Annotated in this window: 22 protein-coding genes; 11 read left to right on the plus strand and 11 right to left on the minus strand. The window is 69.3% G+C overall.

All coding sequences use genetic code 11. From position 1 onward, the window contains the following. Positions 1-393 precede the first annotated feature (393 nt). Positions 394-1242, plus strand: coding sequence for an ureidoglycolate lyase (locus ABIC51_RS02515; RefSeq protein ID WP_124815773.1), 849 nt, complete (start codon positions 394-396; stop codon positions 1240-1242). Between the two features lie 189 nt (positions 1243-1431). On the opposite strand, the gene ABIC51_RS02520 is transcribed toward ABIC51_RS02515, so the two are convergent. Further along, entirely contained in the window at positions 1432-1815 is a 384-nt protein-coding gene (locus tag ABIC51_RS02520) for a VOC family protein (protein WP_027790334.1), read from the minus strand. Between the two features lie 251 nt (positions 1816-2066). On the opposite strand from ABIC51_RS02520, the gene ABIC51_RS02525 reads away from it, so the two are divergent. Further along, complete coding sequence (locus tag ABIC51_RS02525) at positions 2067-2705, plus strand: CGNR zinc finger domain-containing protein (protein ID WP_175898445.1); 639 nt, start codon at positions 2067-2069, stop codon at positions 2703-2705. 47 nt (positions 2706-2752) lie between these two features. On the opposite strand, the gene prpR is transcribed toward ABIC51_RS02525, so the two are convergent. Next, the gene (gene prpR / locus ABIC51_RS02530; RefSeq protein ID WP_146253779.1) at positions 2753-4735 is read right to left on the minus strand and encodes a propionate catabolism operon regulatory protein PrpR; all 1983 of its coding nucleotides are present in this window, start codon (positions 4733-4735) and stop codon (positions 2753-2755) included. 170 nt (positions 4736-4905) lie between these two features. Between prpR and prpB the strand changes: the two genes are divergently transcribed. The 4 genes from prpB to prpF all read left to right on the plus strand — a co-directional run bounded on the left by prpB (position 4906) and on the right by prpF (position 10982). Next, a complete protein-coding gene (prpB, locus tag ABIC51_RS02535) occupies positions 4906-5799 on the plus strand; it encodes a methylisocitrate lyase (RefSeq protein WP_027790337.1) in 894 nt (297 codons plus the stop codon). 115 nt (positions 5800-5914) lie between these two features. Beyond that, positions 5915-7087 (plus strand): bifunctional 2-methylcitrate synthase/citrate synthase, encoded by a 1173-nt coding sequence (gene prpC / locus ABIC51_RS02540; RefSeq protein ID WP_027790338.1) that lies wholly within the window; start codon positions 5915-5917, stop codon positions 7085-7087. Positions 7088-7169: 82 nt separating this feature from the next. Then, positions 7170-9764 carry a Fe/S-dependent 2-methylisocitrate dehydratase AcnD gene (gene acnD, locus ABIC51_RS02545; RefSeq protein WP_059693071.1) on the plus strand — a complete coding sequence of 865 codons (2595 nt, stop codon included), beginning with the start codon at positions 7170-7172 and terminating at the stop codon, positions 9762-9764. Positions 9765-9788: 24 nt separating this feature from the next. Then, positions 9789-10982 carry a 2-methylaconitate cis-trans isomerase PrpF gene (prpF, locus tag ABIC51_RS02550; RefSeq protein WP_175854504.1) on the plus strand — a complete coding sequence of 398 codons (1194 nt, stop codon included), beginning with the start codon at positions 9789-9791 and terminating at the stop codon, positions 10980-10982. A 55-nt stretch (positions 10983-11037) separates the two neighbouring features. Here prpF and ABIC51_RS02555 read toward each other — a convergent pair whose 3' ends face one another. From ABIC51_RS02555 to ABIC51_RS02585, 7 genes are all read right to left on the minus strand, one after another. Continuing rightward, complete coding sequence (locus ABIC51_RS02555; RefSeq protein WP_146253777.1) at positions 11038-11976, minus strand: alpha/beta hydrolase; 939 nt, start codon at positions 11974-11976, stop codon at positions 11038-11040. A gap of 38 nt (positions 11977-12014) precedes the next feature. After that, the gene (locus ABIC51_RS02560) at positions 12015-13169 is read right to left on the minus strand and encodes an acyl-CoA dehydrogenase family protein (RefSeq protein ID WP_175854506.1); all 1155 of its coding nucleotides are present in this window, start codon (positions 13167-13169) and stop codon (positions 12015-12017) included. A gap of 38 nt (positions 13170-13207) precedes the next feature. Next, positions 13208-14530: an MFS transporter gene (locus tag ABIC51_RS02565; RefSeq protein WP_175898437.1), complete on the minus strand. Its 1323-nt coding sequence runs from the start codon at positions 14528-14530 to the stop codon at positions 13208-13210. A gap of 10 nt (positions 14531-14540) precedes the next feature. Beyond that, positions 14541-15593, minus strand: coding sequence for a porin (locus tag ABIC51_RS02570; RefSeq protein WP_027790344.1), 1053 nt, complete (start codon positions 15591-15593; stop codon positions 14541-14543). Between the two features lie 85 nt (positions 15594-15678). Then, the gene (locus tag ABIC51_RS02575) at positions 15679-16479 is read right to left on the minus strand and encodes an enoyl-CoA hydratase/isomerase family protein (protein WP_175854510.1); all 801 of its coding nucleotides are present in this window, start codon (positions 16477-16479) and stop codon (positions 15679-15681) included. After that, entirely contained in the window at positions 16476-17696 is a 1221-nt protein-coding gene (locus tag ABIC51_RS02580; protein ID WP_175854512.1) for a CaiB/BaiF CoA transferase family protein, read from the minus strand. The genes ABIC51_RS02575 and ABIC51_RS02580 overlap by 4 nt, the downstream gene beginning before the upstream one ends. Positions 17697-17775: 79 nt before the next feature. After that, positions 17776-18558 carry a crotonase/enoyl-CoA hydratase family protein gene (locus tag ABIC51_RS02585; RefSeq protein ID WP_175898435.1) on the minus strand — a complete coding sequence of 261 codons (783 nt, stop codon included), beginning with the start codon at positions 18556-18558 and terminating at the stop codon, positions 17776-17778. 134 nt (positions 18559-18692) lie between these two features. Here ABIC51_RS02585 and ABIC51_RS02590 point away from each other — a divergent pair, with 134 nt between their 5' ends. The 3 genes from ABIC51_RS02590 to ABIC51_RS02600 all read left to right on the plus strand — a co-directional run bounded on the left by ABIC51_RS02590 (position 18693) and on the right by ABIC51_RS02600 (position 20965). Then, positions 18693-19460: an IclR family transcriptional regulator gene (locus ABIC51_RS02590; protein WP_089437261.1), complete on the plus strand. Its 768-nt coding sequence runs from the start codon at positions 18693-18695 to the stop codon at positions 19458-19460. An 86-nt stretch (positions 19461-19546) separates the two neighbouring features. After that, entirely contained in the window at positions 19547-20599 is a 1053-nt protein-coding gene (locus ABIC51_RS02595; RefSeq protein ID WP_175898433.1) for a CaiB/BaiF CoA transferase family protein, read from the plus strand. 117 nt (positions 20600-20716) lie between these two features. Continuing rightward, positions 20717-20965, plus strand: coding sequence for a type II toxin-antitoxin system Phd/YefM family antitoxin (locus ABIC51_RS02600; protein ID WP_175898431.1), 249 nt, complete (start codon positions 20717-20719; stop codon positions 20963-20965). A gap of 185 nt (positions 20966-21150) precedes the next feature. On the opposite strand, the gene ABIC51_RS02605 is transcribed toward ABIC51_RS02600, so the two are convergent. Continuing rightward, entirely contained in the window at positions 21151-21594 is a 444-nt protein-coding gene (locus tag ABIC51_RS02605; protein WP_011353771.1) for a PaaI family thioesterase, read from the minus strand. 271 nt (positions 21595-21865) lie between these two features. Here ABIC51_RS02605 and ABIC51_RS02610 point away from each other — a divergent pair, with 271 nt between their 5' ends. After that, positions 21866-23485: a methyl-accepting chemotaxis protein gene (locus ABIC51_RS02610; RefSeq protein ID WP_301764056.1), complete on the plus strand. Its 1620-nt coding sequence runs from the start codon at positions 21866-21868 to the stop codon at positions 23483-23485. On the opposite strand, the gene ABIC51_RS02615 is transcribed toward ABIC51_RS02610, so the two are convergent. Further along, positions 23458-24567 carry an AGE family epimerase/isomerase gene (locus ABIC51_RS02615; protein ID WP_301764055.1) on the minus strand — a complete coding sequence of 370 codons (1110 nt, stop codon included), beginning with the start codon at positions 24565-24567 and terminating at the stop codon, positions 23458-23460. The genes ABIC51_RS02610 and ABIC51_RS02615 overlap by 28 nt on opposite strands. 114 nt (positions 24568-24681) lie before the next feature. On the opposite strand from ABIC51_RS02615, the gene ABIC51_RS02620 reads away from it, so the two are divergent. Further along, positions 24682-25380, plus strand: a complete 699-nt coding sequence (locus ABIC51_RS02620) for an MgtC/SapB family protein (protein ID WP_027790353.1) — start codon at positions 24682-24684, stop codon at positions 25378-25380.

Here is a 25380-nt window from a genome sequence, read left to right on the forward strand (position 1 = left end):
GCCGCCGCCCGCGATGCTGCGCCGCAGCGCCCGCGGGCGCACCAATAGTCGGTATCCGTCGCGCGTCATTTCATCGTGCGCGGCCGATGGTACAAAGACTGGCGGGCCAGCGACGGTGCGGCCGCGCGTGACGCCGGCCGGTACGGGCCGGGCCATGTCGCGGGTGCCGGGCCGTCGTCGCCGATGCGCAGACCGGCGGCCGCCCGTTCGATGCGCGCCATACTTCCGTGTGGCGCCACGATCGCTGCGCCCGCGCGACCCTCGCGCGTCGAACGGCATGCCGGATGCGGCGCCGACGCGCGCAATCGACGATCGACAATCAGTCCGGCACGCGGCCGCGAAGAGCGGCGTCGGCCGGTATCCTGTCCCATTCGACAACAGAGGTTGAGCACGATGAAACTGCTTCGTTATGGCCCGTCCGGCCAGGAAAAGCCCGGTATTCTCGACGCGGACGGCCGGATTCGCGACCTGTCGGCGCATGTGCCGGATCTGTCCGGCGATGTGCTGTCCGACGCGGGTCTCGCGCGTCTGCGTGCAATCGATCCGGCCACGCTGCCGCTCGTGTCGGGCGAGCCGCGCATCGGCGCGTGCGTCGGCCATGTCGGCAAGTTCATCGGCATCGGCCTGAACTACGCCGATCACGCGGCCGAAGCCGGCATGCCGGTGCCGAAGGAGCCCGTCGTGTTCGGCAAGTGGACGAGCTCGATCTGCGGCCCGAACGACGGCATCGACATCCCGAAGGGTTCGGTCAAGACGGACTGGGAAGTCGAGCTGGGCGTCGTGATCGGCGCGACCTGCAAGGACGTCGACGAAGCGCGCGCGCTCGATTACGTCGCGGGCTACTGCGTCGTCAACGACGTGTCGGAGCGCGAATGGCAGATCGAGCGCGGCGGCCAGTGGGACAAGGGCAAAGGTTTCGACACGTTCGGCCCGATCGGCCCGTGGCTCGTCACGCGTGACGAGGTGCCCGATCCGCAGCTTCTCGACCTGTGGCTCGAGGTCGACGGCCACCGCTATCAGAACGGCAACACGCGCACGATGGTGTTCACCGTCGCGCAGCTGATCGCCTATCTGTCGAGCTGCATGACGCTGCAGCCGGGCGACGTGATCACGACGGGCACGCCGCCGGGCGTCGGGATGGGCATCAAGCCGTCGCCGGTGTTCCTGAAGGCCGGCCAGACGGTGCGCCTCGGGATCGACGGGCTCGGCGAGCAGTTGCAGAGCACGCGCAACGCGCAGTAAGCGCGTGCCCGACGCGGGCGGATCGCGGGGCAATCGGCCGCGAGCCGGCCGCGCCGCCCGGCATCGGCGTGCTTGCCCACGGCGAGCGTCGCGACCGAACCTCGATGCAGCAAAAACAACGACAAGGGCCCGATTCCGCGCGATGCGGAATCGGGCCCTTGTCGTTCACCCGCGTCGGTACGAACCGGATCAGACGACGTTGTCCAGCTCGCAATGGGCTTCGAGCCGATATCCGTCGGGATCGACGACGAACGCCGCGTAATAGCCGGGGCCGTAGTGCTCGCGCTTGCCGGGCCCGCCGTTGTCCTGGCCGCCGTGCTCGAGCGCGGCGCGGTAGAACGCGTCGACCTCGACGGGCGACGCGGCCTTGAACGACAGGTGCAGCCCGGAATCGGGATCGGCGGCGATGGGGCGAGCCGCATGCTGCAGCCACAGCACCGGCTCGGTCTCGCCGTACCCGATCGAGCCGTCGTCGCTATACAGCCGCTTGTAGCCGAGCGCGCCGAGCGTGCTGTCGTAGAACGTGCGGCTGCGGTCGATGTGGGCAACGCCGAAGGAAAGGTGATCGATCATCTGTGGGCTCCTTGAACTGAAGAGGGGACGTCAGGACGGCAAAGCTGCCTACAAGCACCATACCAGCCGCTTGTAGCGGAGCGCACCGAGTGTGCTGTCGTCGAACACCCGGCTGCGGTCGTTGTGGATAACGCTGAAAAAAGGCGATCGATCATCTGTGTCTCCTTGAGCTGAAAGGGCGCAGTGCAGTCAACCGTTTTTAACCACCATGCCGGTTATGTTAGAAAGCGCCCGGATGCTTGTCAACCGGCATGCTGGTTAGATACGATCGCGTCATGAGCAAAACGCAACCTTCCGTCACGACGGACTGCCTGATTCCGGCGCCGCCGGAAACGCTGAGCATCGATTTCGCGAACACGCTGTACTGGCGCGGCGCCGACACGCCGACGGAGACCTTCGGGACGCTGGACGACCTGTTGACGTGGTGCCGCGAGCAGGCGTGCGTACCGGCCGGCCTGGCCGACGCGTGTCGAGTGCGGGACAAGGATGACGAGCCGGCGATGCTCGCGCGCGCGCTCGCACTGCGCGAGGCGCTGTATCGGCTGTTTCATGCGCAGGCCGAGCAGCGCGAGCCGCATGCCGACGATCTGGCGCTGCTCGGCGGCTTCCTGGCGGAAGCGGCGCCGCGCGTCGCGCTGGCGCGCATCGACGGCGCCTATGCGTGGCGGATCGGCGCAGGCGCCACGCTCGCGGCGCTGCTGAGCCCGGTACTGTGGTCGGCGATCGACCTGCTTGGCGGTGCGCGGCTCGCGAAGGTCAAGCGTTGCGCGAACGACGCCTGCCAGTGGCTGTTCATCGACGACAGCAAGAACGGCAGCCGCCGCTGGTGTTCGATGTCGTCGTGCGGCAATCGCGCGAAGGCGTACCGCCACTATCACAAGGTCGACTGACGTTCCTCGTTACGCAGGCGCGCGCCGGCGCACCGCATCCGGCCTGCCTATTTCACCGACAACTTCCGCCACAGCGTCGTCTTGCTGATGCCGAGCATCGCGCATGCGCGATCGCGGTCGCCGCCGCACGCGTCGAGTACCGCGCGGATCTCGTCGGTTTCCGCGCGACGGCGGCGTGCGTGCAGCGTCTGCGCATCGTCGGCGTCGGCCGCGTCGGGGGGCGCCGCGAACAGCTCGGGCGCGATCGCCTGCAGCGCGTCGGGATCGAGCGTGCCGCAGGCGGCGGCCGGATCGTTTTCGTCGGCTTCCTCGGCCAGCTCCACCGCGATCCGCTCGATCACGTTCTGCAGTTCGCGCACGTTGCCGGGCCACCGGTAGCGCGTGAACCCGGTCTGCGTCGCGCCGAGCACGCGCGCGGCGTCGTCGGCGTCGCGCAGGCGCTCGGCGAGCCGCGGTTCGCGTCGTGCGGCCTGCACGAGCAGCGTGGCCGCGAGCGCCGGGATGTCGGCTGCGCGCTCGCGCAGCGGCGGCAGGCCGACGTTCAGGATGTTGAGCCGGTAATAGAGATCCGCGCGGAACGTGCCGGCCTCGACGGCGGCGAGCAGCGGACGGTGCGTCGCGGCGATCACGCGCACGTCGATGCGGATCGGCTCGGTCGAGCCGAGGCGGATCACCTCGCGCTCCTGCAGCACGCGCAGCAGCCGGCTCTGCAGCGACGGCGGCATCTCGCCGATCTCGTCGAGAAACAGCGTGCCGCGGTGTGCGGCTTCGAACAGGCCGGTCTTGCCGCCGCGCCGCGCACCGGTGAACGCGCCTTCCTCATAGCCGAACAGCTCGCTTTCGAGCAGGGCTTCCGGAAACGCGCCGCAATTGACCGCGACGAACGGGTAGCTGCGCCGCGCGGACAGCGCGTGCAGGCTCTGCGCGATCATTTCCTTGCCGGTGCCGCTTTCGCCGAGCACGAGCACGGTCGCGTCGGATTTCGCGTAGCGGCGCACGAGATCGCGCACGCGCGCCATCGGCGCCGATGCGCCGACCACGTCGTCGAGCGCGTAGCGCGCCGCGAACTGCTGCGTGGTGGGCTGCGAACGCAGTGCGCGGTCGAGCCGTTCGACCGCGCGCGATTCCTGGAACGTCAGCACGCTGCCCGACGTGACGCCGCGATCGACCAGCGGCCCGCGATGCACGACGTAGCGCACGCCGCGCACGGTCGCGAGCGCGTCGCCGTCCTCGCCGCGCAGCGTGCGCAGCTCGGGCCGCAGGTCGACGAGCGCGCGGCCGACGGCCGCCGCGGGTTCGACCCCGAGCGCCGACGCGAGCCGCTCGTTGATCGCCTCCACGCGGCCGCGCGCGTCGAGCGCGACCACGCCGTCGCGCAGGTGCTGGAGCAGGTTGTCGAGCCGCTGGCGGCGGAACGCCTCGGCATGCGTCGCGTACGCGACTTCGAGCGCCGTATCGACGGCCTTGCGCACCGACGCGTGCGAATACAGGAACACCGCGCCCATGCCGGCGCTGGCGGCGAGATCGGTGACGAGGCCGGGGCCGACGATCGTCTCGATGCCGCGGTCGCGCAGCTCGTGCACGCAGGCTTCCGCTTCCTGCGCGGACTGATATGACGCAAACTGCACGTCGAGGCCGTATGCGGCGACGAAGCGGCGCACTTCGGGCGGCGTTTCGCCGGCGCTGACGAGCGCGATCCGCGACGCGTCGCGCCGGGCGCGCGCGAGCGCCTGCATCACGTCGAAGCCGGTCGGCGACACGACCACCACCGGCACCTGCGCACGCGTCTTCAGGAAGCCGCCGTTCGAGCCGGCCGCGACGATCACGTCGGGCCGCGCGGTGCCGGCCTCGGCGATCGCGCTGAGCGCATCCTCATAGGCGCGCGTCACGATGCGCACGTCGGCGCGTTCGTCGAATTCGCCGGCGATCTCGCGAAAGAGTTCGCGCAGGCGGCTGATGCCCATCGCCCAGATGCGCGGGCGCGCCGCGCGATCCGCCGGGCCGACGGGCTTGGTCGAGGAGAGGTCCATGGCGGTCGATTATGCGCGCGCGATTTCATTTTTGAAACATGAAATTGCTGAATTGAAATCGCCGGGTGCGGCATCGCCCGTGCCGGTTGCTTAAGAATCAGAGAGTTAGCGACATTCCGCGAGCTGGCCCGGTCCTTGCTGTTATCGGGCATTCCATCAGGAGGCCGTTCATGAGCAACACGCATCTTCAGAGCGCCGGCGCGAAATTCCGCGCGGCAGTCGCGGCCGAGCAGCCGCTGCAGGTGGTCGGCGCGATCACCGCGTACGCGGCCAAGATGGCGCAGGCCGTCGGCTTCAAGGCCGTGTACCTGTCGGGCGGCGGCGTCGCCGCGAACTCGCTCGGAATCCCCGACCTCGGCATCAGCACGATGGAAGACGTGCTGATCGACGCGAACCGGATTACCAACGCGACCGACCTGCCGCTGCTGGTCGACATCGATACGGGCTGGGGCGGCGCGTTCAACATCGCGCGCACGGTGCGCTCGTTCATCAAGGCCGGCGTCGCGGCCGTGCACCTGGAAGACCAGGTCGGCCAGAAGCGCTGCGGCCACCGTCCGGGCAAGGAAGTCGTGCCGGCCGACGAAATGGTCGATCGCATCAAGGCCGCGGTCGACGCGCGCACCGACGATCAATTCGTGATCATGGCGCGCACCGACGCCGCCGCCGCCGAAGGGATCGATTCGGCGATCGAGCGCGCGGTGGCCTATGTCGAGGCCGGCGCGGACATGATCTTCCCGGAAGCGATGAAGACGCTCGACGACTACCGCCGCTTCAAGGCGGCCGTGAAGGTGCCGATCCTCGCGAACCTGACCGAGTTCGGCTCGACGCCGCTGTTCACGCTCGACGAGCTGCGCGAGGCGAACGTCGACATCGCGCTGTACTGCTGCGGCGCGTATCGCGCGATGAACAAGGCCGCGCTGAACTTCTACGAGACGCTGCGCCGCGACGGCACGCAGAAGGCGGCCGTGCCGACGATGCAGACGCGCGCCGAGCTGTACGACTTCCTCGGCTATCACGAATACGAGCGCAAGCTCGACGAGCTGTTCGCGCAGGGCAAGAAGTAACGCGGCCCGCGCGCCGGGCACGATTCCCGGCATGCCTTGCATGAAACCGGGCCGCGCGCACCCGTGCCGCGCCCGGCGGACATGACACCCACGATACATATTGGAGAACGGAAAGATGAGCGAGACGAAAGACGCAGCAGCACCGGCCGCCGCAGGCGCATTCAAGCCGAAGAAATCGGTGGCGCTGTCGGGCGTGACGGCCGGCAACACGGCGCTGTGCACGGTCGGCAAGACCGGCAACGACCTGCACTACCGCGGCTACGACATTCTCGACGTCGCCGAATCGTGCGAATTCGAGGAAATCGCGCACCTGCTCGTTCACGGCACGCTGCCGAACCTGACCGAACTGGCCGCGTACAAGGCGAAGCTGCGCGCGCTGCGCGGCCTGCCGAACGCGCTGAAGGCCGCGCTCGAGCAGATCCCGGCATCCGCGCACCCGATGGACGTGATGCGCACGGGCGTGTCGGTGCTCGGCACCGTGCTGCCGGAGAAGGACGACCACAACCTGCCGGGCGCGCGCGACATCGCCGACCGCCTGATGGCATCGCTCGGTTCGATGCTGCTGTACTGGTATCACTTCTCGCACAACGGCAAGCGCATCGAGACGGAAACCGACGACGACTCGATCGGCGGCCACTTCCTGCACCTGCTGCACGGCAAGACGCCGTCGAAGTCGTGGGTCGAGGCGATGCACACGTCGCTGATCCTGTACGCGGAGCACGAATTCAACGCGTCGACGTTCACCGGCCGCGTGATCGCGGGCACGGGTTCGGACATCTACTCGGCGATCACCGGCGCGATCGGCGCGCTGCGCGGGCCGAAGCACGGCGGCGCGAACGAAGTCGCGTATGAAATCCAGAGCCGCTACAGCTCGCCGGACGACGCCGAGGCCGATATCCGCCGCCGCGTCGAGAACAAGGAAGTCGTGATCGGCTTCGGCCACCCGGTCTACACGATCTCCGATCCGCGCAACAAGGTGATCAAGGGCGTCGCGCACAAGCTGTCGAAGGAAGCGGGCGACCTGAAGCTGTACAACATCGCCGAGCGCCTCGAATCGGTGATGTGGGAAGCGAAGAAGATGTTCCCGAACCTCGACTGGTTCAGCGCGGTGTCGTATCACATGATGGGCGTGCCGACCGCGATGTTCACGCCGCTGTTCGTGATCTCGCGCACGTCGGGCTGGAGCGCGCACATCATCGAGCAGCGCATCGACAACAAGATCATCCGCCCGAGCGCGAACTACACCGGTCCGGAAGACCTGCAGTTCGTGCCGATCGAGAAGCGCTGAAACGCCCGCCGCGCGCGCCGGCGCCCGTGATGCGGGCCGCCGGCGCGCGCGGAACGTCTTACCCCGAATTCCGCCCCACATCATGAATACCGCCAACCGCAAACCCCTGCCCGGCACGTCGCTGGACTATTTCGACGCGCGCGCCGCGGTCGACGCGATCGCGCCCGGCGCCTACGACACGCTGCCGTACACGTCGCGCGTGCTCGCCGAAAACCTCGTGCGCCGCTGCGATCCGGCGATCCTCGCCGATTCGCTGAAGCAGATCATCGAGCGCAAGCGCGAACGCGACTTCCCGTGGTTCCCGGCGCGGGTCGTGTGCCACGACATCCTCGGGCAGACGGCGCTCGTCGATCTCGCGGGCCTGCGCGACGCGATTGCCGATGGCGGCGGCGACCCGGCGAAGGTGAACCCGGTCGTGCCCGTGCAGCTGATCGTCGACCACTCGCTCGCCGTCGAGTGCGGCGGCTTCGATCCGGACGCGTTCGCGAAGAACCGCGCGATCGAGGATCGCCGCAACGAGGATCGCTTCCACTTCATCGAGTGGACGAAGAAGGCGTTCGAGAACGTCGACGTGATCCCGCCGGGCAACGGCATCATGCACCAGATCAACCTCGAGAAGATGTCGCCGGTGATCCAGGCGCAGGACGGCGTCGCGTACCCGGACACCTGCGTCGGCACCGACAGCCACACGCCGCACGTCGACGCGCTCGGCGTGATCGCGATCGGCGTCGGCGGGCTCGAAGCGGAGAACGTGATGCTGGGCCGCGCATCGTGGATGCGCCTGCCGGACATCGTCGGCGTCGAGCTGACCGGCAAGCGCCAGCCCGGCATCACCGCGACCGACATCGTGCTCGCGCTGACCGAGTTCCTGCGCAAGGAAAAGGTGGTCGGCGCGTATCTGGAATTCCGTGGCGAAGGCGCGGCGAGCCTCACGCTCGGCGATCGCGCGACGATCTCGAACATGGCGCCCGAATACGGCGCGACGGCCGCGATGTTCTTCATCGACGGCCAGACGACCGACTACCTGCGCCTCACCGGCCGCAGCGACGAGCAGGTGAAGCTCGTCGAGACCTACGCGAAGGCGGCGGGCCTGTGGGCCGATACGCTGAACGATGCGCAGTACGAGCGCACGCTGACGTTCGACCTGTCGAGCGTGGTGCGCAACATGGCCGGCCCGTCGAACCCGCACAAGCGGCTGCCGACGTCCGACCTCGCCGCGCGCGGGATCGCCGGCCAGTGGGAAGAGAAGGCGGGCGAGATGCCCGACGGCGCGGTGATCATCGCCGCGATCACGAGCTGCACGAACACCAGCAACCCGCGCAACGTGATCGCCGCGGCCCTGCTCGCGCGCAACGCGAACGCGAAGGGCCTCACGCGCAAGCCGTGGGTGAAGAGCTCGCTCGCGCCCGGCTCGAAGGCGGTCGAGCTGTACCTGGAGGAAGCGAACCTGCTGCCCGAACTCGAGAAGCTCGGCTTCGGCATCGTCGCGTTCGCGTGCACGACCTGCAACGGGATGTCGGGCGCGCTCGACCCGAAGATCCAGCAGGAGATCGTCGATCGCGACCTGTACGCGACGGCCGTGCTGTCCGGCAACCGCAACTTCGACGGCCGCATCCACCCGTATGCGAAGCAGGCGTTCCTCGCGTCGCCGCCGCTCGTCGTCGCGTATGCGATCGCCGGCACGATCCGCTTCGACATCGAGAAGGACGCGCTCGGCCACGACCCGGACGGCAAGCCCGTCACGCTGAAGGACATCTGGCCGACCGACGAGGAGATCGATGCGATCGTCGCGTCGAGCGTGAAGCCCGAGCAGTTCCGCAAGGTCTACGAGCCGATGTTCGCGCGCAGCGCCGATGCGGGCGAGCGCGCGGCGCCGCTGTACGACTGGCGCCCGCAGAGCACGTACATCCGCCGCCCGCCGTACTGGGAAGGCGCGCTGGCCGGCGAACGCACGCTGCAGGGCATGCGCCCGCTCGCGGTGCTAGGCGACAACATCACGACCGACCACCTGTCGCCGTCGAACGCGATCCTGCTGGACAGCGCGGCCGGCGAATACCTCGCGAAGATGGGCCTGCCGGAAGAAGACTTCAACTCGTACGCGACGCACCGGGGAGACCACCTGACCGCGCAGCGCGCGACCTTCGCGAACCCGACGCTGATCAACGAGATGGCGGTGGTCGACGGCGCGGTGAAGAAGGGCTCGCTCGCGCGCGTCGAGCCGGAAGGCAAGGTCATGCGGATGTGGGAAGCGATCGAGACGTACATGAATCGCAAGCAGCCGCTGATCGTCGTGGCCGGCGCCGACTACGGCCAGGGCTCGTCGCGCGACTGGGCCGCGAAGGGCGTGCGGCTCGCGGGCGTCGAGGCGATCGCCGCCGAAGGCTTCGAGCGGATCCACCGCACGAACCTGATCGGGATGGGCGTGCTGCCGCTCGAGTTCAAGCCCGGCACGAACCGGACGACGCTCGGCATCGACGGCACCGAAACCTTCGACGTGATCGGCGAGCGCACGCCGCGCGCCGACCTGACGCTCGTGATTCACCGCAAGAACGGCGAGCGCGTCGAGGTGCCGATGACGTGCCGGCTCGATACGGCGGAGGAAGTGTCGATCTACGAAGCGGGCGGCGTGCTGCAGCGTTTCGCGCAGGACTTCCTCGAATCGTCGCAGGCGGCCTGACGGGCCTACGGAGAGAACACGGACATGGCTCACATTCCTCAAATCAGGGTTCCCGCGACCTATATCCGCGGCGGCACCAGCAAGGGTGTGTTCTTCCGGCTGCAGGACCTGCCGGACGCCGCGCAGGCGCCGGGCGCCGCGCGCGACGCGCTGCTGCTGCGCGTGATCGGCAGCCCCGATCCGTACGGCAAGCAGATCGACGGGATGGGCGGCGCGACGTCGTCCACCAGCAAGACGGTGATCGTGTCGAAGAGCACGCGGCCCGGCCACGACGTCGACTACCTGTTCGGGCAGGTCGCGATCGACCGCGCGTTCGTCGACTGGACCGGCAACTGCGGCAACCTGTCGGCGGCCGTCGGCCCGTTCGCGATCGGCGGCGGGCTCGTCGATCCGTCGCGCGTGCCGCGCGACGGCATCGCGACCGTGCGGATCTGGCAGGCGAACATCGGCAAGACGATCGTGGCGCACGTGCCGATCGTGAACGGCGCGGTGCAGGAGACGGGCGACTTCGAACTGGACGGCGTCACGTTCCCGGCCGCCGAAGTGCAGCTCGAATTCATGGACCCGGCCGCCGAGGAGGAAGGCGCGGGCGGGTCGATGTTCCCGACCGGCAACCTCGTCGACGATCTCGCGGTGCCGGGCGTCGGCACGCTGAAGGCGACGATGATCAACGCGGGCATCCCGACGATCTTCGTCGAGGCGGAAGCGATCGGCTATACGGGCACCGAGCTGCAGGACGCGATCAACGGCGATGCGAAGGCGCTCGAGAAGTTCGAGACGATCCGCGCGCACGGCGCGCTGCGCATGGGCCTGATCGACACGCTCGATGAAATCGCGACGCGGCAGCACACGCCGAAGATCGCGTTCGTCGCGAAGCCGGCCGATTACGTCGCGTCGAGCGGCAAGCGCGTGAACGCGGGCGATGTCGACCTGCTGGTGCGCGCGATGTCGATGGGCAAGCTGCACCACGCGATGATGGGCACGGCGGCGGTCGCGATCGGCACGGCCGCGGCGATCCCCGGCACGCTCGTCAACCTGGCGGCGGGCGGCGGCGAACGCAACGCGGTGCGCTTCGGGCATCCGTCGGGCACGCTGCGCGTCGGCGCGGAAGCGCAGCAGCAGGAGAACGGCGAGTGGACCGTCACCAAGGCGATCATGAGCCGCAGCGCGCGCGTGCTGATGGAAGGCTGGGTGCGGGTGCCGGGCGACGCGTTCTGATCGTCGCCGGCATCGGCGCGGATGCGGGCGGCTTCGGCCGCCCGCGTCGTTTTCGTCAGCCGTGCAGGAAGCGGCGCAGCGCGTCGTGGCTCAGGCGGCGCGCCGTTTCGGCGATGCGCGCGCCGGGCACGATGTCGAAACCGTGCACGCCGCCGGGCAGCACGTGCAGTTCGGTCGGCACGCCCGCGCGGAGCAGGCGCCGCGCATAGTCGAGGTTTTCGTCGAGGAACAGGTCGAGCGAGCCGACCGACAGGAACGCGGGCGGCAGGCCGTCGAGCCGCGTGGCGCGCGCGGCGGCCGCGTAGGGCGACACGCCGTCGATGCCCGGCGCGTGACCGAGCAGCGAGGTCCAGCCGAACCGGTTGTTGGCCGCGTGCCAGACGAACTCGCCGGCATGCGGGTGCGGCGTGCGCGTGCAGGTGCGATCGTCGAGCATCGGGTAGATCAGATGCTGGAACGCGAGCCGGTATTCGCCGCGGTCGCGGGCCAGCAGCGCCAGCGACGCGGCGAGTCCGCCGCCCGCGCTCTCGCCCGCCACGCCGATCCGCGACGCATCGATGCCGAGCGTATCGGCATGGCGGAAGACCCATGCGAGCGCCGCGTAGCAATCCTCGATCGCGCCGGGAAACACGGTTTCAGGCGCGAGCCGGTAGTCGATCGAGATCAGCGCGCAGCCGAGCTGCGTCACGAGCGACCGGTGCACCGCCTCGAGATCCTTCGCCTTGCCGCGCACGAAGCCGCCGCCATGCAGGTGGACGATGGCCGGGAGCGGGCGCGCGTGATCGTCAGGCAGGTAGACGAGGACCGGGACGTCCGGCGCACCGGCGGGGCCGGGCACCGTGCGGTGTTCGAGCGTGCTGCCGGCCAGGTCGGGCGGCGGCAGCGGCAGCACGCGTTCGCGCGACTGCGCGAGGTTGTCGATGCCGAGCGTGACGGTCGGCCAGGTCTCGAGCAGCGGGCGGATTTCAGGGTCGACGAGATGCAGGGTGTCCAACGCATGGCTCCATCGTGAAGGTGGGCGGTGCACCGCGGTCAGAGCGCGCTGCGCGCGATGACCCAGCGGTGCACCTCGGTCGGGCCTTCGAAGATGCGCATCAGCCGCGCTTCGCTGGCCATCTGCTGCAACGGCATTTCCTTCGTCATGCCCATCGCGCCGAGCGTCTGCATCGCATGATCGATGACGCTCGACGCCATTTCGGTGGCGAACACCTTGACCATCGAGATCTGCGTGCGTGCATCCTGCCCGGCATCCACGCGCACGGCCGCTTCGTAGGTCATGAGGCGGCACGCGTGGATCTGCGTGAGCGCGTCGGCGACCCACCACTGGACCGCCTGGCGTTCCGCGAGCGGCACGCCGAAGGTCTTGCGCTGTTTCGCATGGTCACACAGCATCGCGACCGCGCGCTCGGCGCGGCCGATGCACCATGCGGCCATCTCCAGCCGCCGGTTCGCGAGCCGTGCCTGCATCGGCGCGAAGCCGGCACCTTCCTGGCCCAGCAGTTGCGCGACGGGAATGCGGCAGTCGTCCAGCACGATTTCGTAGGTCGACAGCCCGCCGATCATCGGGATCCGCCGTTCGATGATGAAACCGGGCGTGCCGCGGTCGACGATGAACGCCGACATGCCGCCGCGCTTGCCCTTGCTTCGATCGGTGAGCGCCATCACGATCGTCCAGTCGGCTTCGGGCGCGTGGCTGATCCAGATCTTCCGTCCGTTCAGCACCCAGCTGTCTCCGTCGCGCACGGCCGTCGTCGACAGCGCGCCCGGGTCCGAGCCGGCGCCCGGTTCGGAGATCGCCATCGCGGCACGCGTGATGCCGCGTGCGTACGGTTCGAGATAGCGCGCGCGCTGCGCGTCGTCGGCCACGTCGCACAGCATCCGCAGGTTCGGCGAATCGGGCGGCAGGATGTACGGCGTCACGGTCGTGCCGATCGCTTCGTTGACGCCGACCATCGCGACGGCCGGCAGGTCCGAGCCGCCGGCGTCGAGCGGCGCGTCGAGGCCCCACAGGCCGAGCTGCCGGGAACGCTCGTCGAGGTGGGCGCGTTCTTCGTCGAGCAGCCCGAAGCGCTGGCCGTCGGCCTCGCGGGCCATGACCGCTGCTTCGAGCGGAATCAGCTCGTCCTGCACGAAACGTGCGACGAGGTCGCGGATCATCCGGTGTTCGAGTTCAAGGTCGAAATTCATGGGAGTCGATGAGGGTGAGTAAAGGGAGGTCGATGCCGTCAGGCGGCGTTCGTGCGCGACACCGCGCGGGTGCGCAGCGTGCCGAGCAAGGCGACGGCGCCGGCCGCGAGCAGCGCGGCGTTGAAATAGAGGCCGCCGCGCATCGACCCGGTGGCCGTGTTGAGCACGCCCATCAGGAACGGGCTCGCGAACCCGCCGATCGCGCCGGACATCGTGATCGCCGCGATCGCGACCGCCATCGAGCGCTTCGGCAGCGCGAGCCCCGGCAGCACCCAGAACGCGGGCAGCGCCGCGGCGTGTGTGGCGACCGCGACGCAGAGCGCGATCATCAGGTGCGATGTGCCGGTGGTGCTCGCCAGCCCGGCGAGCGCGGCCGCGCACGCGAGCATCGCGACCGCGCCGTGCCCGCGCCATTCGCGCCGCCGCTCGGTGCGCCAGCCCATCGCGAGCATGCCGACGATGCCGCACAGGTAGGGCAGCGCGGACAGCACCCCGATCCGCATCGCGCCATGCAGGCCGCCGCGATGCAGGATCACGGGCATCCAGAACACGAGCGCGTAGCCGGCGGCCGCGATCGCGAAATTGGCCGCGCACAGCAGCCAGAAATCGCGGTGCGCAAGCAGCGGCCGTGCCGCGTTCGCGTCCGGCGTGGCGGCTTCGGCGTGCGCGTGCGCGGCGCGCAGCGCGGCCTTGTCGGCGTCCGACAGCCAGCGCGCGTCGTCCGGCCGGTCGTCGAGAAAGCGCAGCGCGACGAGGCCGAGCACGCTGCTCGGCAGCCCTTCGACGAGGAACAGCCACTGCCAGCCGCTCAGGCCGGCGGCGCCGTCGAAGAACGAGAGGATGGCGCCCGACACGGGGCCGGCGATCAGCCCGGCGAGGTACAGCGCGGTCATGAACAGCGCGAACGCCTTCGCGCGCTGCCGCGGCGGATACCACGCGCCGAGATAGAACAGGATGCCGGGGAAGAAGCCGGCCTCGAACACGCCGAGCAGGAAGCGGCACGCGTAGAACTGCGCGGGCGTCGTGACGAACATCGTCGCGGCCGAGCCGAGCCCCCACAGCACCATGATCCGGGCAATCGTCTTGCGTGCGCCGATCCGCGCCAGCAGCGCGTTGCTCGGAATCTCGAACGCCATGTAGCCGATGAAGAAGATGCCAGCGCCGAGCCCGTAGACGGCGTCGGAGAAGTGCAGTTCGCCGGCCATCTGCGCGTGCGCGAAACCGATGTTGATCCGGTCGATGAACGACAGCGTGTAGCAGAGGATCAGGAACGGCAGCAGCCGGCGCGAGATCCGGCGGTAGAGCGCCTGCGTCGCGTGATCGCCGGCGGCGGCCGCGTGAGTGGAAAGGGTCGGGGTCATGGACACTCCGTCAGAAGCGGTGGGCGATGCCGAGCGCGAACACCTGCCCGGTGCCGCCCGGTTGCGGCTGCAGGCCGACGACGACCGTGTTGCGGGCGCCGCCGCCGTTCTTCACGTACAGATAGCGGGCGTAGAGCGACGTGCGCTTCGACAGCGGATGGTCGCAGCCGATGCCGAGCGCGGTCGCGTCGTTCGCCGAGCCTTTCACGTCGCGACGCACGACCGAGACGAGCACGCGATCGAGCGCGCCGACGTTGATCGACGCGCCGGCGCTCGCGGTCGAGAACGCTGGCAGGTGCGCCGCCGTGCCGACGCCGTACAGGAACGCGGCGTACAGCTTGACGCGCGCGAATGCGTAGTTGGCCGCGAACACGTAGTGGCGCGTCGTCGACGGCGAGACGACGGGCGCCAGGTTGCCGGCCGACGTGTCGCCCTGGAAGCCGGCGCCGAGATAGAGCCCGCCGATCCGGTACTGGAGCCCGGCGCCGTAGTTGCGCCCGGCCTGCGTGGACAGCGCGTTGGGCGTCGGAAAGCCGTACGTGGCCATCACGCGCAGGCCGTTCCAGTCGGGGCTCAGGTACGACGCCGCCTGGTTGAAGCGCGGAATCGGCGGCGTCGTGTTGCTCGTGATCGTGTCCGTCGACGTCGCGAGCAGCGCGAGCGGCGACAGCCGTTCGTTGAGCCCGAACGGATCGCCGTCGTACACGACGTAGAACGCGGGCGTGTATTGGCGGCCGAGCCGAAGGTCGCCGTAGCGCGTGTTCTGCAGCGACACGTAGGCCTGCCGGTAGAACAGCGTGCCGCCCTGGAACGATCCGTCGGCCGGCGAGAAGCCGCTTTCCAGCACGAACTTCGTCGACGTGCCGCCGCCGAGATCCTCGACGCCCGTCAGTCCGATGCGGCTCGTCGACGAGCCGCCGCCGCTTTGCCGCAGGCTCGACAGGCTGCCGATGCGGTCGAATTCGACGTAGCTGTCGACGATCCCGTACAGCGTGACCGACGATGCGTGCGCCGACGTGGCGCTCAGCACGCACGCGCCGATCAGGAATGCTTTCCGTTGCATGAAGGTGTCTCCGTTCCATGTCTTGTTGTGGCGCGCCCGCGTTCTGGGAGCGGTTGCGCGCGGGGTGCCGCCGTGCCGCGTCGGTTCAGCGCCCCTTGAATACCGGCTTGCGTTTCTCGAGAAACGCGCGGGCGCCCTCGATCCGGTCCTCGCTCGCGTAGACGTCGGGGCCGACGTCCAGCCGCAGCGCGGCGGCCGCCGGCAGCCCCTGGCTGCGTGTCGCGGTTTCCTTGATGCGGCGGATCGTGAGCGGCGCGTTTTCGGAGATCGTCCGCGCCAGTTCGCGCACGGTGTCGTCGAGCGCGGCGGCGGGGACGACGCGGTTCAGCAAGCCGACGCGCTGCGCCTCGTTCGCGTCGAGGCGGCGGCCCGTGAACAGCAGCTCCATCGCGATCGCGCGCGGCAGCAGGCGTGGCAGCAGCACGCTCGCGAAGTTCGCGCCCATCCCGACGCGCGCCTCGGGCAGCGCGAAGGTTGCGTGATCGGCGGCGATCCGCAGGTCGCACGCGAGCGCGATTTCAAAGCCGCCGCCGACGGCGAAGCCGTTGATGGCCGCGATGGTCGGCTTGCGCAGTTCCAGGATCAGCTCGTGCACGTTGCGGGCGAGCCCGCGCATCGGCCGCATCCCGCGAATCTCGGGATCGCCGAGATCGACGCCCGCGCTGAATGCGCGCTCGCCCGCGCCGCGGATCACGATGACGCGGATCGCCGGGTTGTCGTCGAGCGTGACCAGTTCGTCGCACAGGCGCCGGATCGCGTCGGCGGACAGCGCGTTGGCGACGTGCGGGCGATGGATCGTCAGCCACGCGATGCCGTCGTCGTCGTTGCGCAGGATCGACGGGGCGTCGTCGCCCGTCAGCGAGGAAAATGCGCCCGGCGTGGTCATGACGCGCTCCCGGCAGCATTCGCGCGCGTGTCGTGGAGCACGCCCGCCTGCCGCAACGCGTCCCGGCGCGCCGCGTCGATACCGAACGCGTCGAGCACGGCGTCGGTGTCGGCGGCGAACGGCTGCGGCGGCCGGCGTATCGATCCGGGCGTACGGGAAAGCTTGGCGGGGATGCCCGCGCCGGTGTACGTGTCGGTGTCGACGAACATCGCGTTGCGAGCGGTTTGCGGATGGCCGAACGCGTCGGCGACGGTGTTCACCGGCCCCGTCGCGACGCCCGCGTGCATCAGCCGCTCGACGACCTCGTCGGCACGCAGCTCGGCGGTCAGCTGGCCGAGCAGCGTGTCGAGCGCATCGCGATGCGCGACGCGCTGCGCGTTGGTCGCGAACCGTGGATCGCGCGCCAGCTCCGGCACGCCGAGCGCTTCGACGAGCCGCGCAAACGTGCGGTTGTTGCCGGCGCCGGTCGCGACCGGCTTGTCCTTGCACGGATAGACGCCGTACGGCGCGATCGCGCCGTACACGTTGCCGGTCGCGACGGGAACCTCGCCGGTCGCCATCCAGCTCGTGCTGACCGGATGCAGCATCGACAGCGCCGTGCTGAACAGGTCGATGTCGACGTGCTGGCCGAGGCCGGAGCGCGTCCGTTCGACCAGCGCAAGCAGGACGCTCGATACGGCGCTCATGCCGGCCGCGAAGTCGACGACCGGAAACGGCACCTTGAGCGGCATGCCGCCCGGCTCGCCGTTGATCGACATGAAGCCGGCGAGGCCCTGCGCGACGGCGTCGTAGCCCGGAAACCGCGCGAGCGGGCCGTCGGTGCCGTATCCGGAGATCGAGCAGTGGACGAGGCGCGGAAAGCGCTCGCGCAGGCAGTCTTCGTAGCCGATGCCCCAGCGTTCGAGCGTGCCCTGCTTGAAGTTGTCGACCAGCACGTCGGCTTTCTCGAGCAGGCGGAACAGCACGTCGCGTCCGTCGGGATGCGACAGGTCGAGCGCGAGATTGAGCTTGTTGCGGTTGAGCCCCCAGTAGTAGCTGGAGAGGCCGTTCGGCATCGCGGGCCCCCAGTCGCGCGTTTCGTCGCCCTGCGGCGGTTCGATCTTGATGACGTCCGCGCCGTGGTCGGCGAGCGTCTGCGCGCAGAACGGCCCCGCATAGACGCGGCTCAGGTCCACCACACGCACGCCCGCGAGCGCGCCTTCGTTACTGCTGGTCATGACGATGTCTCCTTCGATGGGGATGCGATGCGCCGGCAGACCGGCACGCGCCGGCTGCACGGCCGTGATGCGTCGGGGTTCAGCCGCGTGCGGCGAAGAGTGCGTCGACCGCCGCGCGATGTTCCGGGGTCGCGTGCGCGAACGCCTGGTACGACGCCGACAGGTCGAGCACCGTGTCGAGGCTTGCATGGCGGCTTTCGCGCAGCAGGCGCTTGGTCAGGCGCAACGCGGTGCCCGAGTGGCGGGCGATGCGGCCGGCCAGTTCGTGGGCGTGCGCGAGGAGGTCGCCGTCGGGCACGACGCGCGACACGAGCCCGCAGCGCAGCGCGGCCTGCGCGTCCAGTGCATCGCCCGTGAACGACATTTCCGCGGCGACGGCGGCGCCGACGATCTGCGGCAGGAACCACGCGCCGCCGTCGCCGGGCACGAGGCCGAGGGCGATGAAGCTCTCGGCGAAGCGCGCGCCGTCGGCGGCGATGCGGATGTCGCACATGCATGCGAGGTCGGTGCCGGCGCCGATCGCCGGGCCGTTGACCGCCGCGATGGCCGGCACCTCGAGTTGCTGGAACGCCCGTGCAAGGCGCTGAATGCCGTGGCGGTAGCTGGACCGGATCGCGGCAAGGTCGTGCGACTCCGATTCCATGAATGCGCGCATCGCCTTCACGTTGCCGCCCGACGAGAACGTCGTGCCGGCGCCGGTCAGGACCAGCACGCGGATCGACTCGTCGCGGTTCGCGTCGTCGCAGCATTCGGTCAGCGCGTCGATCGCATCGGTGTCCGAAATGGCGTTGCGGGTTTTGGGACGGTTCATCGTGACGGTCAGGATCGGGCCCTGCCGTTCACGGATCAGAAAGGCTGCCATGATGTCTCCGTGTGTTCTGTGCCGCGGGGCTTCACGCCGCGGGCCGAAGCCTAGTATCGTCACGACGGTTGGCGGCGGGAAATTCCGTTCCACATATGTGGAAGGCCCGTCCCGGTTGCAGCGGAGAGGGCGGGATGAGCGGAAACGTGGTCAAGAGCGCGGCGCGCGTGTTCGAGGTGCTGGAACTCTTCAGCGCATTGCAGCGGCCGCTGAGCGTGCGCGAGATCGCCACGCGTTGCGGGTATCCGGGGTCGAGCGCGGCGGCGCTGCTGACCAGCATGAAGGCGCTCGGCTATCTTTCGTACGACGACGCAACCCACGCGTATGCGCCGACCGCACGGCTCGTCAACCTCGGCGAAGCGCTCGTCGATTCGGCGGCCGGCAGCCGGCGGCACTGGCATGCCGTCGCGAAACGGCTGGCGCTGCGCACGCACGAGGCGGTCGTGATCGCGGTGCAGAGCGACCTGTACGTGCAGTACATCGACGCGGTCGAGGGCTCGCATACGATTCCGATCCAGTTCTACGCGCCGATCGGCACGCGTCGCGAGATCTGCATGTCGGGGCTCGGCTGGGCGCTGCTGAGCCTTCAGCCGGACAGCACGATCCGCCGGCTCGTATCGCGCAGCATTCGCCGGATCGGGAAATCGGGCAGGACGATCGACGAGGACGTCGTGCTCGACAAGGTCGAACAGACGCGCCGGCTCGGTTATTCCTATTCGGCGCATACGGTCACGCAGGGCGCCGCGATGATCTCGATGGTGATCGCGGACGGCTGGAACGGCCTGCCGCTGGCCATGGGCGTGGCCGGGCCCGTCGAGCGGATCGGCGCGCGTCGCGACGCGATCGTGCGGGCGATGCGGGAGGCGCTGGACGCGCAGCGTACGGATGCGGCGGCGGGCTAGCCGGCCGAGGCCGGCGCACGCAGGCATTCGCATAGAATCGGGCGGTTTCGCCGCTCTTGTCCCGACTGCATTTCAGCGAGGCTGTCATGTCATTGAACGCGCCGCTTTCCGGCATCCGCATCATCGAATTCGAAGGTCTCGGCCCCGGCCCGCTCGCGGGCTGGATGCTCGCGGGGATGGGAGCGCGGATCACGCTGATCGCGCGCCCGGCCGGCCGCACGAGCGCGCCGGACGCATTGAAGGCCCGCGACGGCGACCTGCTGCGCGAAGGCAAGACGATCGTCGAACTCGACCTGAAGTCGCCGGCCGGCCGCGAGGCCGCGCTCGACCTGATCGCGCGGGCCGATGCGCTGATCGAGGGCCTGCGGCCCGGCGTGATGGAGCGGCTCGGCCTCGGGCCTGAAGATTGCGCGCGCCGCAATCCGAAGCTCGTGTACGGCCGGATGACCGGCTGGGGCCAGCACGGCCCGCTCGCGGCCGCGGCCGGGCACGACCTGAACTACGTCGCGCTGACAGGGCTGCTGTCGCTGTCCGCGCCGCGCGACGGCCGGCCGGGGTTGCCGCCGACCATCGTCGGCGATGCGGGCGGCGCGCTCGGGCTCGCGTTCGGGATCGTCTGTGCGCTGTTCGACGTGCGCGGCGGCGGGCCGGGGCGGGTGGTCGACGGCGCGATCGTCGACATCGTGTCGATGCTCGGTTCGCTCGCGCTGTGGGCGCGCGCGAACGGGCAGCTCGACGGCGCGCAGCCGAGCCTGTTCCACGATGCGCCGTTCTACGACGTGTATCGCTGCGCGGACGGCGAGTGCGTGACGATCGGCGCGCTCGAGCCCCCGTTCTACGCGCTGCTGGTCGAACGGCTCGGACTGACCGACGTCGATCCGGCATCGCAGTACGACCGCGCACGCTGGCCCGCGCTGAAGGCGCGTTTCGCCGACGTGTTCGCGCAGCAGCCGTCCGCGTACTGGCGCGCGCTGCTCGAAGGCACCGACGTGTGCTTCGCGCCGCTGCTGAGCGTGGCGGACGCGGTCGCGCATCCGCATAACGTCGCACGCGGGATCTATCGAACGGACGAGAACGGCCACGTGCGGGCGCGGGTGGCGCCGCGGTTTTTGCCGCTGGCGGGGGATGAGGCCGAGTAGCGCGTCGAAGCTCACGGTTCGGGAGCAAACCCGGCGTTATCGTGAGGGCATTCTGGACAGAGCTAAAGTTGGTACCGAACAAGGTACGGTGAAATCTCGATCGAATCAGGAGCGGACATGCCCCACACCATTCTGGCCAGCGTGACGGCGAGCGTTTCGGAGCTGAAGCGGAACCCGACGGGAACCGTGGCGGCGGGCGAGGGCTTCCCGGTCGCGATCCTGAGCCACAACGAACCGGCGTTCTACTGCGTCCCGGCGAAGACATGGGAGGCGATGGTCGAACGTCTCGAGGATATCGAAGACAACGCGCTCGTCGAGTCGCGCGCCAACGGGAAAGTCGTCGAGGTCAAACTGGTTGACCTTTGAGTTCGCGTTGCTCGAACCTGCGTTGAAGGCGTGGAAGAAGCTCGATCGCGCCGTTCGCGATCGGTTCGAGGCGAGACTTGCCGAACGGCTCGAAAATCCTCGCATTCCTTCGGCCAGGCCGTGCGACACGCGCTGTGGCTTCGGCGTTTCGCGGCTTGTCTCGTCGAACCGGCCGGTGCCGCCCGTCAGGCCGTCTCTTCCGGCGCATCCGGCATCTTTCCGTCGCCGACGCGGTTGATCGTGCCTTGCGCGATCGCGACGAGCCGTTCGTGATCGCCGTCGATGACGAACACGTGACACTGGCAGGTCGCCTGGTGCCGGCCCGCGTACACGAGCTTCGCGCGCGCGACGAGCGTGCCGTTCACGGCCGGCCGCAGATAGTTGATCTTGTATTCGGCCGTAATCACGCGCGGGCCCAGCACGAGCGCGCCGGCGAACGTCAGCGCGTTGTCCGCCAGGTAGCTGATGACGCCGCCGTGCACGAACCCGTGTTGCTGCCGCAGTTCCTCGCGCACGGGCAGGCACAGCGACACTTCGTTGTCGCCGATATGCATCAGCTCCGTGCCCAGCAGCATGCTGAACGGTTGCGCGCGCAATGCGCCGCGCGCGTGATCCGTGATGTCGGTCATCGAACTTCCTTCGAAATGAACGCCCGCTTGCGCTGAACTCTAGGAAGGGGGCTGCGGATAAGCAAGGAAATTCGTCCGCATTTCGTGCAAATTCCGGCGCGATGCGACGCGATTATTGCGTCGAATACCGAAGATCCCCCGGTTTGTCGGCGATTCCGCGGGAATGCAGGAGCAACGTGAACTTTGCCGTCTCCCGGTCCTAAAGTCCGACGAAGAAATGCCGCTAATGCCGGGGCATTGCCTCATCGTCCGCTTTCCAGGAATCTCCCCCATGTTCGGAAAAATCAAGCTCGCGTCGGGTCTGCTCGGCGTGTTGACCGTGTTCTGCCTTTTCCTGTTCGCGATCGAGGCGCTCGGCTTCTGGGCGCTCACGTCGACGCGCAGCGGCGTCGACGACCTGTCGAACGTCGCGATCACGCAGGTCGGCGCGGCGAGCCAGGCCACCCAGCAGCTGCTCGACGCGCGCATCAACCTGTCGCGCGCCGGCACGCGGATGGTGCGCGGCGGCCCGAAGCCGGACGACATCATCCGCCATGCCGGCGCGTCGCTCGCGGAAGCCGACAAGGCGTTCGCCGCGCTGACGGCCGTGCAGCCGGTCGACGAGACCAACCGCGCGCGCGTCGCGGCGCTCACCGAGCGCTATCGCGCGCTGCGCGGCGCGCTGGGCGAACTCGTGCAGTTCCTCGACGCCGACAACATCCAGGCATTCCTCGACCAGCCGACGCAGAGCATCCAGGACGCCTATATCGCCGAGCTGCGCCGCTTCACCGACTACGGCGGCACATCGAGCCGCTCGGCGCTCGATACGATCGACGGCGGCATGCTGTGGTTCAAGTCGGTCGGCATCGTGCTGCTGGTGGCGATGCTCGTGGCGAGCGCGGCGATCTACGCGGCCGCGCGGCGCGCGGTCGTCGCGCCGCTGGAAGAAGCCGGCCGCCATTTCGAGCGGATCGCGCAGGGCCGGCTCGATGAAGTCGTGCGGGCAGGCGGCGTGTTCGAGATCGACCGGATGTTGCGCGGCCTCGCGACGATGCAGACGAGCATCGCGGGCACCGTGCGCACGGTGCGCCAGGCGTCCGATGCGATCCACCTCGGCGCGGGCGAGATCGCGGGCGGCAACGCCGACCTGTCGGCGCGCACCGGCACCCAGGCCGCGTCGCTCGAGGAAACGGCCGCGAGCATGGAGGAGCTGACGGCAACCGTCCGTCAGAACACCGACAGCGCCCGCGCGGCGAGCGCGCTGGCCGACGCGGCGCTCGAGGCGACGAGCCACGGCGGCGGCGTGGTCGACAGCGTGATCGACCGGATGCGCGGCATCGCGCAGAGCTCGGGGCGGATCGCGGAGATCATCTCGGTGATCGACGGCATCGCGTTCCAGACCAACATCCTGGCGCTGAACGCGGCCGTGGAGGCCGCGCGGGCCGGCGAACAGGGCCGCGGCTTCGCGGTCGTCGCGGGCGAAGTGCGCTCGCTCGCGCAGCGCAGCGCGCAATCGGCGAAGGAGATCAAGGCGCTGATCGAGGATTCGGTCGCGCAGATCAACGGCGGCGCGGAGCTCGTCGAGCGCGCCGGCGAAGCGATGCGGACGGTATCGATGTCGATCACGCGCGTCGTGCAGACGATGTCCGAGATCACCTCGGCGTCGGTCGAGCAGAGCGTCGGGATCGAGCAGGTGAACCAGGCCGTCACGCAGATGGATCAGCTCACGCAGCAGAACGCGGCGCTGGTCGAGGAAGTCGCGGCGGCGGCCGCGTCGCTGAACGACCAGACCGCGCACCTGATGCAGGCTGTGTCGGTATTCGAACTGGGCGATGGCCGTGCCGCACGCGATGAACGCGCGGCGCCGTCGTTCGCCGGGACGGGTTACGAACCGGCCGGCAGCGCCGCGTAGGCGGTCGCGAGGTGGTAGGGCGTCGTCGACGGCATGTCGGCGCGCGACACCTGCCCGTCAGCCGTCTTGCACTCGAACCAGCCGCGCGGATGCAGGAAGCGCGCGGCGAAGCGTTCGATCTGCCGCGCGAGCGGCGCGGAGGCCGGCGTGCCGCCGTGCGTCGCGAGCGCGCGCAGGTACTCCGTCTGCGCCCAGATCCGCTGCGTGCCGTCGACGCACGCGCCTTGCGCATCGAGCGCCGCGCAGACGCCGCCCGTCTGCGGATCGACACCGTATTGCTCCGCAAAGCCGAACGCGCGCGACAGCGCAGCGGGGAGCCCCGTTTGCGCGAGCCGCGCGCCGGCCGCATCGACCAGATAGAACCACTCGAACTGATGACCGGGCTCGAAACGGTTGTCTGCCGCGCCGAGCGGCAGCTCGGCGACGCAGCCGGTCGCCGCGTCGACGAACGTGCGCTCGACGGCCTGCGCGGTGTGCGCGAGCGCGTCGTCGAACGCCGCGTCGCCGAATGCATCGGCAGCCGCGAGCCAGGCTTCGGTCAGGTGCATCAGCGGATTCTGCAGCGCCCCGCTGCCGGATGACGAGAAATCGGCGTGGCGCGCCGCATCGAGCAGCGCGTCGCCGGGACGCGGCGCGAAACGGTCGCGGATCAGCGCGGCGGTCTCCTCGGCCGTCGTGCGCGCGGCGGCGTCGCCCGACGCCGCATACCAGGCGGCACACGCGAACACGATGAATGCGTGCGTATAGAGATCCTTGGTCGTGTCGAGCGGCGCGCCCTGCGCGTCGACGCTGTAGATCCAGCCGCCGTGGCGCGTGTCGCGAAAGCGCCGGCCCAGCGCGTCGAACAGCGTGGCTGCGTGTGCGGTGTCGCCGGCCTGCGCGAACACGAACAGTTGCCGTGCGCACGCCATTGCGCGATAACGGGTCACGGGCAGCGGCGCGTGGGTGGCCGGATCGACGGCTTCGAACGGCAACTGCAATGTCTGGTCGAACCCTGAACCCCGCCAGATCGGCAAGACGACGTGCGCGAAATGGTGGCGCAGCTGGGCGGCCTGGGCGGAAGCGGAGTCGGAAACGGACATGACGGGGTTGAGCGCTGGGTTCGAAACGTGTCGGCGCGGCCCGGAGGATCGGCGCGGCCGGGGCCAAGGATAAAACATTCCGCGCGGCCGGCACCAAAAAAGGAGATAAATCGCATGCTGAGCAACCTGGAACTCGTGATGCGGCTCGTTCTCGCGGCGGCGCTCGGCAGCGTCATCGGCTTCGAGCGCGAGCGCCTGTCGTGGGCCGCCGGCCTGCGCACGCACATGCTCGTTTGTGTCGGTTCGACGCTGATCATGATCGTGTCGGCGTTCGGTTTCGCCGACGTGCTCGGCAGCAGCGAGCACATCATGCTCGATCCGTCGCGGATCGCCGCGCAGGTCGTCTCGGGCATCGGCTTCCTCGGCGCGGGTTCGATCCTGCTGCGCGGCGAGATCGTGCGCGGGCTGACGACCGCCGCGAGCCTGTGGTCGGTCGCCGCGATCGGCCTTGCGGTGGGGGGCGGGCTGTACGTCGCGTCGATTTCGGCGACGATCATCATCCTGATCATCCTGGCCGGCATCAAGCCGCTGGAGCGGCGCTATTTCACGGTGCGGCAGCGCCGCCAGGTCGCGCTGACGGTCGTGAGCGGCACGCTGAACTTCGATTCGCTGCATGCGGCGCTCGGCCCGGACAGTGCGCGCGTGAAGCAGTTCATCGTGCAGCGTGCCGACGACACGGGCGAGCACGACGAGGTGCGCATCGCGCTCGCGCGGGTGTCGGCGCTCGAATACCAGGCGATCTGCGACAAGCTGCGCGCGCTGAAGGGCGTGACGCGTTTTGAAGAGGGCAACGGGCTGTCGGGCGACGAATAG

It is taken from the genome of Burkholderia sp. 572 (assembly GCF_040545135.1).
In the GTDB taxonomy this organism is placed as follows: Bacteria; Pseudomonadota; Gammaproteobacteria; order Burkholderiales; family Burkholderiaceae; genus Burkholderia; species Burkholderia cepacia.